This window comes from Anaerocolumna sp. (genome assembly GCF_032079385.1).
In the GTDB taxonomy this organism is placed as follows: domain Bacteria; phylum Bacillota; class Clostridia; order Lachnospirales; family Lachnospiraceae; genus Anaerocolumna.
Genome location: NZ_DAMAUC010000011.1, coordinates 4,850 through 13,603, shown reverse-complemented (window position 1 = coordinate 13,603; position 8,754 = coordinate 4,850). Strand labels below are relative to the sequence as shown.

Sequence of the window (8,754 nt, the reverse complement as noted above, 5' to 3'; positions counted from 1 at the left end):
ATATAGTGAGTATTCTACAGAAGGGGAATTGGAAGAGTGCCAGAACAAGTGCAGCTCTATCCGTTGAAAGTCACGTTATGGCATTTGCAGCAGAGGTTTCCAGAAAAGAAGGAACCATTATAGATATCGATACCTTTAAAGAGGAAATTTTGCAAAAAGGCAGATAGTCTGTGCTTGCGCCAAATTCGCGGACATTGGAAGTATGGAGGATTACCATGTATAAATTACTCATTGTTGATGATGAAGTTACCATTCGTACAAGCTTAGCAAATTATATTCCATGGGAACAGGAAGGTTTTGAAGTGGCCGGTGTCTGTGCAGATGGAAAGGAAGCCATTGATTTTTTTAATGAGCATAAAATCGATGCACTGTTAATTGATATTATGATGCCTCATGTTACCGGAATTGAGGTGGCAAAATATATATTTGATAACAAATTAAATATAAAGATAGTATTGTTAAGTGCACATGGAGAATTTGATTATGCAAGGTCAAGTATGCGTTATGGAGTAAGATACTATATTCTAAAACCAACAAAATATGAAGAACTAAAGCAGGTCTTCTCCGAAGTCCGCATAGAGCTTGATAAAGAGAATAAGGAAGACTTAGAGGAGAGTGAAGAGTACTTAGGGATTGTTGAACAGATAAAAAAATATATTGATGATAATTATGAAGAAGCAAGTTTGGAAGTTATTTCAGAAATGTTTCATCTAAACCTGCATTATATCAGCCGTCTGTTTAAGAAGAAAACAAATATGAATTTTTCTGATTACTTAACACAGGTTCGCATGGAAAAGGCCAGGCTGATGCTAAGAAATCCTGAATGCCTTATCTCTGAAATTTGTTGTCGTGTAGGTTATACAGATCCGAGAAGCTTTTCAAAAGCATTTAAAAAGCATTTTGGGCTTTCTCCACGGGAATACAGGATAAGGGTAATGGAGGGAAAGAGTAACGATTAGAGAAATTATGCCCCTTAAGCTTTGAAAGTTAGATTTGTTAAAATAAACAATCTAATTCACTTTACAATCAACATTTGAGAATTTAACTTAGTAAATTTATATCTGTTTTATAAAAAGGGAATGAACGAATCTCATGTTTTTTAAAGCAAATTAGAAACAAGGGATTTATTCTAAAAATAGTACTTTGGATTAATTAGTTAATTTATAAAGAGATTATTCATTACGTAATAAGGAGGTTTGTATGTATAAACATGTCTATACTGAAAAAATCGATCAACTACAACTACAGGTATATTCAACAAGAGAACAGATGGGAATAGCGGCAGCTTATGATGTGGCAGCTTCTATAAAAGATTTATTACAAAAAAAAGATAAAATACGTATGGTATTTGCAGCGGCACCTTCTCAAAGTGAGTTTTTAAATACATTAATCAAGATAAAAGATATTCCATGGGAAAAAGTCGAGGCCTTTCACATGGATGAATATATTGGTCTTGACTTAGAGGCACCTCAAAGATTCAGCGGCTTTTTAAGAAGATATTTATTTGATATTGTAAAGCCCGGAAAAGTACATCTAATCATGCCGGATAAGGCTGATCCTGATAAAGAATGTGAGAGATATACCAAATTATTGGAAGAACAAGGAATTGATATTGTGTGTTTAGGTATTGGAGAAAATGGACATATTGCATTCAATGATCCGCCAGTAGCAGATTTTAATGATCCTAAAAAAGTAAAGATAGTAGAACTGGATCAAATGTGCAGACAACAGCAGGTAAATGACGGTTGTTTTAGCAGTCTAGATGAAGTTCCTTCCCATGCAGTAACACTTACTATTCCGGCTCTCTTATCGGCAGAATATTTATTTAGTATGGTTCCCGGAATTAATAAAAAGGAAGCAGTACATAACACATTACGAGGGACTGTTACAACTGGTTGTCCGGCATCTATTCTTCGAACACATTCAAATTGTACTTTATATGTGGATAAAGATTCCTTCCCGATAGAGTAATTATAATAGTTTGTAAGTAGAATTAAGGGGAAAGCATATGAGAAAAATTTTAATAAATGGAAAAGTGATTACGCCTCTTCGAATAATAGAAAATGCAGGAGTTATTGTAGAAAATGGTGTTATTGAACAAATTATTGAAGGTGACTATATACAGTTTCGTGAAACAGACTTGGTTATCGATGTAAAAGGGCAATATATTTCTCCCGGATTCATTGATATTCATACCCATGGCGGGGGCGGTCACGATTTCATGGATGGCAGTGTTGAGTCAATTATAGAAGCTTCCAGGGCTCATATGAGATACGGAACTACTTCTATTGTACCTACAACACTTACCAGCAATATGGAAGATTTATTCCGCACATTGGATTATGTAAAGGAAAGTAAAAATGCAAAAGGAATTCCCAATATTTTAGGTATTCATTTGGAAGGACCCTACTTCTCTATGGAACAAAGAGGGGCTCAAGATCCTAAGCATATAATGGATCCTCAGAAAGAAGCCTATACTCAAATTATTGATTATAGTAATGATATTGTCCGTTGGACAATCGCGCCGGAATTACCGGGTGCCTTAGAAATGGGCAGAGAACTGAGCAAAAAGGGTATTATATGTTCAATCGGTCATAGCAATGCAATTTATGAAGATGTGGTCAGAGCATATGAAAATGGATTTAATTTATTGACACATTTCTATTCCGGTATGTCAATGGTAAAGAGAATCAATTCATTTCGCTATGCTGGTGTTGTAGAAAGCGGATATTTAATTGATGATATGTTTGTGGAAGTGATTGCGGATGGAATGCATTTACCAGAAAGCTTATTAAAGCTGATTTATAAAGTGAAAGGCCCGGATAAAATTTGCCTTGTAACAGATTCTATGAGAGCAGCAGGATGTCCGGAAGGTGAATATGTACTGGGTAATCAATTAACAGGACAGAAAGTTATAGTTGAAGACGGTGTGGCAAAGTTGCCGGACAGAAGGGCGTTTGCAGGCAGTGTAGCTACTGCTGACCGCTTGGTGCGTACTATGGTCAATGTAGCTCAGGTGCCTTTAACAGAGGCTGTTAAAATGATAACCCTTTCACCGGCCCGAGTGATGAGAATCGAACAGGCAAAAGGCAGTATTACTCCAGGTAAAGATGCAGATCTTATTGTGTTCGACGAAAATATTCGTGTTCAATTCACTATGATTCAGGGGGAGATAACCATGAATCAAATCGAAAAAATTAAGTTAAATATGAAATAAAATACAGGAGATAAAGATGAGAAAGGCATTTAGTTGTCCTACAAAGTATGTCCAAGGGTAAAATGAATTATTAAATTTAGACAGTTTTTGAGGGAACTCGTGTATTCCGGAAGAATCCATCCATTCCATGCCATTCCCTGTAGCAACAGAAGCAGTGGCAGCTGCAATTGCTACTGCAGGAGCACATGTTTTAGGAGCTGTTTTTACTGGAATGTCTCAATCATTAAGAAGAAAATAGATAAAAATAAACAGAGGCGGTGGTCTTAATCTTGAATTAAGACACTGCCTCTATTCTTTTGCTGTATTAAAAAATTCAGGGAAAATATGTGTATTTAGTATAAACTTAAGACTTCTTTGATAAAATATATAATTATAGCAGATTAAGTACTACATTCAGGCAGCCTGGCTGACACTTCATTCCATATGATTAACTTAATAGTATTAATGCTACTTATTACTTTACTATTTACTGCTTAGTTTGGGAAAAATTTAAATATGGCTTGCAATATAAAGTATATTGTGCTATAATTACCAAATGTAAGCATGATAAAGTAACGGAAGGGAGTGGACTTAGGTCCACTCTTTGTATTATGTCAAGAAACAATTTACACTGTGTGAAGATTCTTCACACTTTTACCTGAATATTTTTGAAAATATGCAGTATAGCAGAATGGACTATTAGAGATAGAAAGATATCTTAATAAAAATATAATTCAGCAATAAAAGTCCTTTTATAAATCAACTGCAGGAAAGAGGAAAAATGTCAAAGAAAGAAGAATACGAACAAAAAACAGAACAGCTTTTGGAACCCATAATTCAAAAATATAATTTTGAACTTGTTGATGTGGAGTATGTAAAAGAAGGCAGTAACTGGTATTTGCGGGCATTTATTGATAAAGAAGGCGGCATCACAGTGGACGATTGTGAAGCGGTCAGCAGGCAGCTTAGTGATTTATTAGACGAAAAGGATTTTATTCCGGATGCTTATATACTGGAGGTAAGTTCCCCGGGACTTGGCAGACAGCTGAAAAAGGAAAAAGACTTTGCAAGAAGCCTTGATAAGGAAGTAGAAATTAAATTATATAAAGCCATTGACAAGCAGAAAGAATATGTTGGTTTCTTAATAGATTATGATAATGAAAAATTTACAATAGAATTGGAAGATGAAAGTACCATAGATATACCGCGAAGTAATGTTGCACTAATACGTCTTGCATTTGATTTTTAAAAAACGGATGGGATATTATATAAAGGAGGATTAACAAAAAATGAATAATAGTAACAACAATAACAATAAAGAGCTAATTGAAGCTCTAAATCAAATCGAAAAGGAAAAAGACATAAGCAAAGATATTCTATTGGAAGCAATTGAGAATTCTTTAGTTGCGGCTTGTAAAAATCATTTTGGCAAAGCAGATAATATTCGTGTAAATATCAATAGAGAAAATGGTGCTGTCAATGTTTATGCAGAGCGTCAAATAGTTGAAACCGTAACAGACCCTGTTACACAGATAAGTGAAATAGAAGCAATTTTAAAATTCCCTAAGAACAGTGTGGGGGACATTGTTCATGTGGAAGTAACCCCTAGAAATTTTGGAAGAATTGCAGCTCAAAAGGCAAAGCAGGTAGTAGTACAAAAAATCAGAGAAGAAGAAAGAAAAGTACTATTTCATCAATATTACAGTAAGGAAAAAGATGTTGTTACAGGAATTGTACAACGGTATGTAGGCGATAATATAAGTATTAATTTGGGAAAAGTAGATGCTGTACTAACTGAGAACGAGCAGGTAAAAGGGGAGCATTTCAGACCTACAGATCGTATTAAATTATATGTTTTAGAAGTAAAAGATACTACAAAGGGCCCAAGAATTACCGTATCCAGAACACATCCTGAATTGGTAAAGAGATTATTCGAAGCAGAGGTTACCGAAGTAAGAGATGGAACGGTGGAAATTAAAAGCATAGCAAGAGAAGCTGGTTCCAGAACTAAGATGGCAGTAGCAACTAATAATCCGGATGTAGACCCGGTTGGAGCTTGCGTTGGTCTAAATGGCGCAAGAGTAAATGCAATTGTAAACGAATTGCGCGGTGAAAAAATAGATATTATTAACTGGAGTGATGATCCTGCTATATTAATAGAGAATGCATTAAGCCCCGCAAAAGTAATCTCTGTTTATGTGGAAGAAGGAGAAAAAAGTGCAAAAGTAATCGTTCCAGATTATCAATTATCACTGGCAATCGGAAAAGAAGGACAGAATGCAAGATTAGCTGCAAGACTGACCGGCTATAAGATTGATATTAAGAGCGAATCACAGGTTGCAAATTATGAGTATAACGAATCCTATAAGGATGAATATGAAGATACTGAATATAACGGTGAGTATGAAGATGCTGAATATTCAGACAATTATGATAAGGAATAAGCATTTTCCACCTTTTTAAAAAGCTTCATTAGAGGAAATGTTTTAAAACCTTAAAAGACAATTGTATTTTATATTGTACGGAAAATAATTAATAAGGCTCATTGAAAGGTAAGGGTGATATAAATAATGAGTGTTACAAAAAAAGTTCCCCAAAGACAATGTACCGGCTGTGGGGAAATGAAAAATAAAAAGGAAATGATAAGAGTTATAAAAACACTGGAAGATGAAATCCTTATTGATAAAACAGGTAAAAAAAATGGTAGAGGTGCATACATATGCAATTCACCTGAATGTTTTAGAAAAGCAGTGAAAAATAGGGGATTAGAACGATCTTTAAAGGTGAGTATTCCACAAGAAGTCTATGAGGAGTTAGAAAAGGAGTTGATTGGACTTGAATCATGAGCAGGAAAGTACCGGGCTCCAGCCTACTGCCACAAAAAAAGTATTATCTTATATTGGATTAGCGGCAAAAGCAGGAAAACTGGCAAGCGGTGAATTTACGACAGAAAAGGCTGTCAAAGAAGGAAAAGCTATGTTAGTTATCGTTGCTGAAGATGCATCAAATAATACAAAAAAAATGTTTACCAATATGTGTACTTACTATAAAGTGCCGATTTACTTTTTTGGTGAAAAGACAAACCTTGGCCATGCAATAGGGAAAGAATTCAGAGCATCTTTAGTTCTTCTTGATAAAGGCTTGGCTGATGCGGTAGAAAAGCAACTGAACACAATTAACCTAGACGACGGTATGGATACAGATACCAAGTCTAACCTTGGAGGTAGTAAGTATGGCGAAAATGAAAGTATATGAATTAGCAAAAGAAATAGATAAACAAAGTAGAGACATTATAAACTACTTAAAAGATAGTGGTGTTGAGATTAAGAGTCATATGAGTAACTTGGAAGATACTCAAGTGAATCTTGTTAAAAACCATTTTCTTGGGGCAGCAAGGCCAGTAAACAAACCTGCTGTCAGTCAGATGTCTTCTAATCAGCAGACTGTGCAAAGCAGCCAGAATAGACCAGCTTCTCCACAAGGAGGACAAAACAGACCAACTTCCACTCAGGGAGGGCAAAACAGACCAGCTTCCACTCAGGGAGGGCAAAATAGACCGGTTTCCTCACAGGGAGGACAAAATAGACCGGCTTCCACTCAGGGAGGACAAAATAGACAAGGGAATCAGTTTGGGCAAAACAATCAAAATAGATACAGTAACCAGACTGGACAAAGCGGGCAGAATAGATTCCATAATTCCTCCAATCAAAACGGACAAAATAGAACGCCAGGACAGAACAGGCAAGGTTCTCAATATAATCAAAATAGACAAGGGAATCAAACAGGTTCTGACAATCAATTCAGACGAAATAATCAAAATCAAAGTGCCGACAGACCAAACCAAGGAAGGCAAAACAATCAGTCCAGAAACGGTCAATATAATTCAGGCAGTTATGGACAAAGACCGGCTGGACAAAACAGGCCAATGAATCAAGGTCAATACAGACAGAATAAACCAATGGGACAGGATGGACAAAATCAACAAATGAATAGTCAGCAAGGTAGAACGAACTCATATAATAATAGTGACAGACATAGTCAAAACCCAGGACATTCTTATAATTCTAATTCTCAAGGTGGCAGACAGGGTGGATATAATCAAAACAGAACCGGTGGCAATAGCACTTACCAAAATAGAAATAATAATTCTGGTTTTAACTTTATGGATAAAGATAAAGATGATAATGTTAAGAATTATGCTAGTAAAAAGGGCAGAAACGATGCCAGAAAAACAGAGAAAAAGGTTGATGCTCCTTTAGGAATGTCCCGAAGCGATTCTGCAATTACAAGAAATAACAGAACCAATAAAAATGTTAAGAATAAGAATTACGGTCATAAAGATATTGAAGAAGGTAATATTTTAGAAACAATTAAACCTTATAAAAAGGGTCAGTTTATTAAGCCTAAGGTAGAAGAACCAAAAGAAGAAGAAATTAAAACAATTGTGATTCCTGAGGTTATTACAATTAAAGAATTAGCCGATAAGATGAAATTTCCATCTGCAGTTCTTGTAAAGAAACTATTCCTTGCCGGTAAAATGGTATCTATTAATCAAGAGATAACATTTGAAGAGGCAGAAGAAATTGCACTGGAATATGATATAATTGCGGAAGAAGAAGTAAAGGTAGATGTTATTGAAGAGCTATTAAAAGAGGACGAAGAAGATGAAGATACACTGGAAAAACGTCCGCCGGTAGTTTGCGTAATGGGACACGTAGATCATGGAAAGACCTCCCTTTTGGATGCAATCCGTAAAGCGAATGTAACTTCCCATGAGGCAGGCGGTATTACTCAGCATATTGGTGCTTACGTAGTAGAAGTAAATGGTGAAAAGGTTACCTTCCTTGATACCCCAGGACATGAAGCCTTTACATCCATGAGAATGAGAGGAGCCCAATCTACTGATATTGCAATCCTGGTAGTAGCTGCCGACGATGGTGTTATGCCACAGACAATAGAAGCAATCAGCCATGCAAAAGCAGCAGGTATTCAAATTATCGTAGCAATTAATAAAATTGATAAGCCAAGTGCCAATATTGAAAGAGTAAAACAAGAACTTACAGAATATGGATTAGTAGCAGAGGATTGGGGTGGAGATACTGTATTTGTACCTGTATCAGCTCATACTCAAGAAGGTATCCCACAGCTTCTGGAAATGATTGTATTAACAGCGGAACTTGCTGAATTAAAAGCAAATCCGAACAGAAAAGCCAGAGGTGTAGTTATTGAGGCCGAGTTAGATAAAGGCCGAGGATCGGTAGCTACTATCTTAGTGCAAAAAGGAACTTTATATGTAGGTGATTCCATTGTTATTGGTTCTTCATATGGTAAAGTAAGAGCAATGATGGATGATAAAGGAAGACGTGTTAAGGAAGCCACTCCATCTACCCCTGTAGAAATCCTTGGCTTAAATGAAGTACCGGAAGCCGGTGAAATCTTTATGGCTACCGAAACAGAAAAAGAAGCCCGTTCTATTGCAGAAACTTATATTTCTCAGGGAAGAGAAAAACTTCTGGCAGATACAAAAGCAAAATTATCTTTAGATGGCTTATTCTCAC

8 protein-coding genes are annotated in these 8,754 nt (G+C 36.0%); all 8 read left to right on the top strand.

From position 1 onward, the window contains the following. Window positions 1-215: 215 nt before the first annotated feature. Entirely contained in the window at window positions 216-959 is a 744-nt protein-coding gene (locus RT261_RS10335; protein ID WP_313132314.1) for a response regulator transcription factor, read from the top strand. Between the two features lie 241 nt (window positions 960-1,200). Further along, window positions 1,201-1,971 (top strand): glucosamine-6-phosphate deaminase, encoded by a 771-nt coding sequence (locus tag RT261_RS10330; RefSeq protein ID WP_313132312.1) that lies wholly within the window; start codon window positions 1,201-1,203, stop codon window positions 1,969-1,971. 37 nt (window positions 1,972-2,008) lie between these two features. Continuing rightward, complete coding sequence (nagA, locus tag RT261_RS10325) at window positions 2,009-3,217, top strand: N-acetylglucosamine-6-phosphate deacetylase (RefSeq protein WP_313132310.1); 1,209 nt, start codon at window positions 2,009-2,011, stop codon at window positions 3,215-3,217. Between the two features lie 760 nt (window positions 3,218-3,977). Next, window positions 3,978-4,445: a ribosome maturation factor RimP gene (gene rimP / locus RT261_RS10320; RefSeq protein ID WP_313132308.1), complete on the top strand. Its 468-nt coding sequence runs from the start codon at window positions 3,978-3,980 to the stop codon at window positions 4,443-4,445. Window positions 4,446-4,485: 40 nt separating this feature from the next. Next, a complete protein-coding gene (gene nusA / locus RT261_RS10315) occupies window positions 4,486-5,640 on the top strand; it encodes a transcription termination factor NusA (protein ID WP_313132306.1) in 1,155 nt (384 codons plus the stop codon). 126 nt (window positions 5,641-5,766) lie between these two features. After that, window positions 5,767-6,042 carry an RNase P modulator RnpM gene (gene rnpM, locus RT261_RS10310; RefSeq protein WP_313132304.1) on the top strand — a complete coding sequence of 92 codons (276 nt, stop codon included), beginning with the start codon at window positions 5,767-5,769 and terminating at the stop codon, window positions 6,040-6,042. Further along, entirely contained in the window at window positions 6,032-6,451 is a 420-nt protein-coding gene (locus RT261_RS10305) for a L7Ae/L30e/S12e/Gadd45 family ribosomal protein (protein WP_313132303.1), read from the top strand. Before rnpM ends, RT261_RS10305 begins: the two co-directional genes overlap by 11 nt. Further along, on the top strand, window positions 6,429-8,754 hold a 2,326-nt coding region (infB, locus tag RT261_RS10300; protein ID WP_313132301.1), incomplete at its 3' end, for a translation initiation factor IF-2. The genes RT261_RS10305 and infB, both read left to right, overlap by 23 nt.

Excerpts from the sequence above, each read along its gene's own strand:
- rimP (WP_313132308.1), top strand. The coding sequence starts at position 3,978 with ATGTCAAAGAAAGAAGAATACGAACAAAAAACAGAACAGCTTTTGGAA.
- rnpM (WP_313132304.1), top strand. The coding sequence starts at position 5,767 with ATGAGTGTTACAAAAAAAGTTCCCCAAAGACAATGTACCGGCTGTGGG.
- RT261_RS10335 (WP_313132314.1), top strand. The coding sequence starts at position 216 with ATGTATAAATTACTCATTGTTGATGATGAAGTTACCATTCGTACAAGC.
- nagA (WP_313132310.1), top strand. The coding sequence starts at position 2,009 with ATGAGAAAAATTTTAATAAATGGAAAAGTGATTACGCCTCTTCGAATA.
- RT261_RS10330 (WP_313132312.1), top strand. The coding sequence starts at position 1,201 with ATGTATAAACATGTCTATACTGAAAAAATCGATCAACTACAACTACAG.
- nusA (WP_313132306.1), top strand. The coding sequence starts at position 4,486 with ATGAATAATAGTAACAACAATAACAATAAAGAGCTAATTGAAGCTCTA.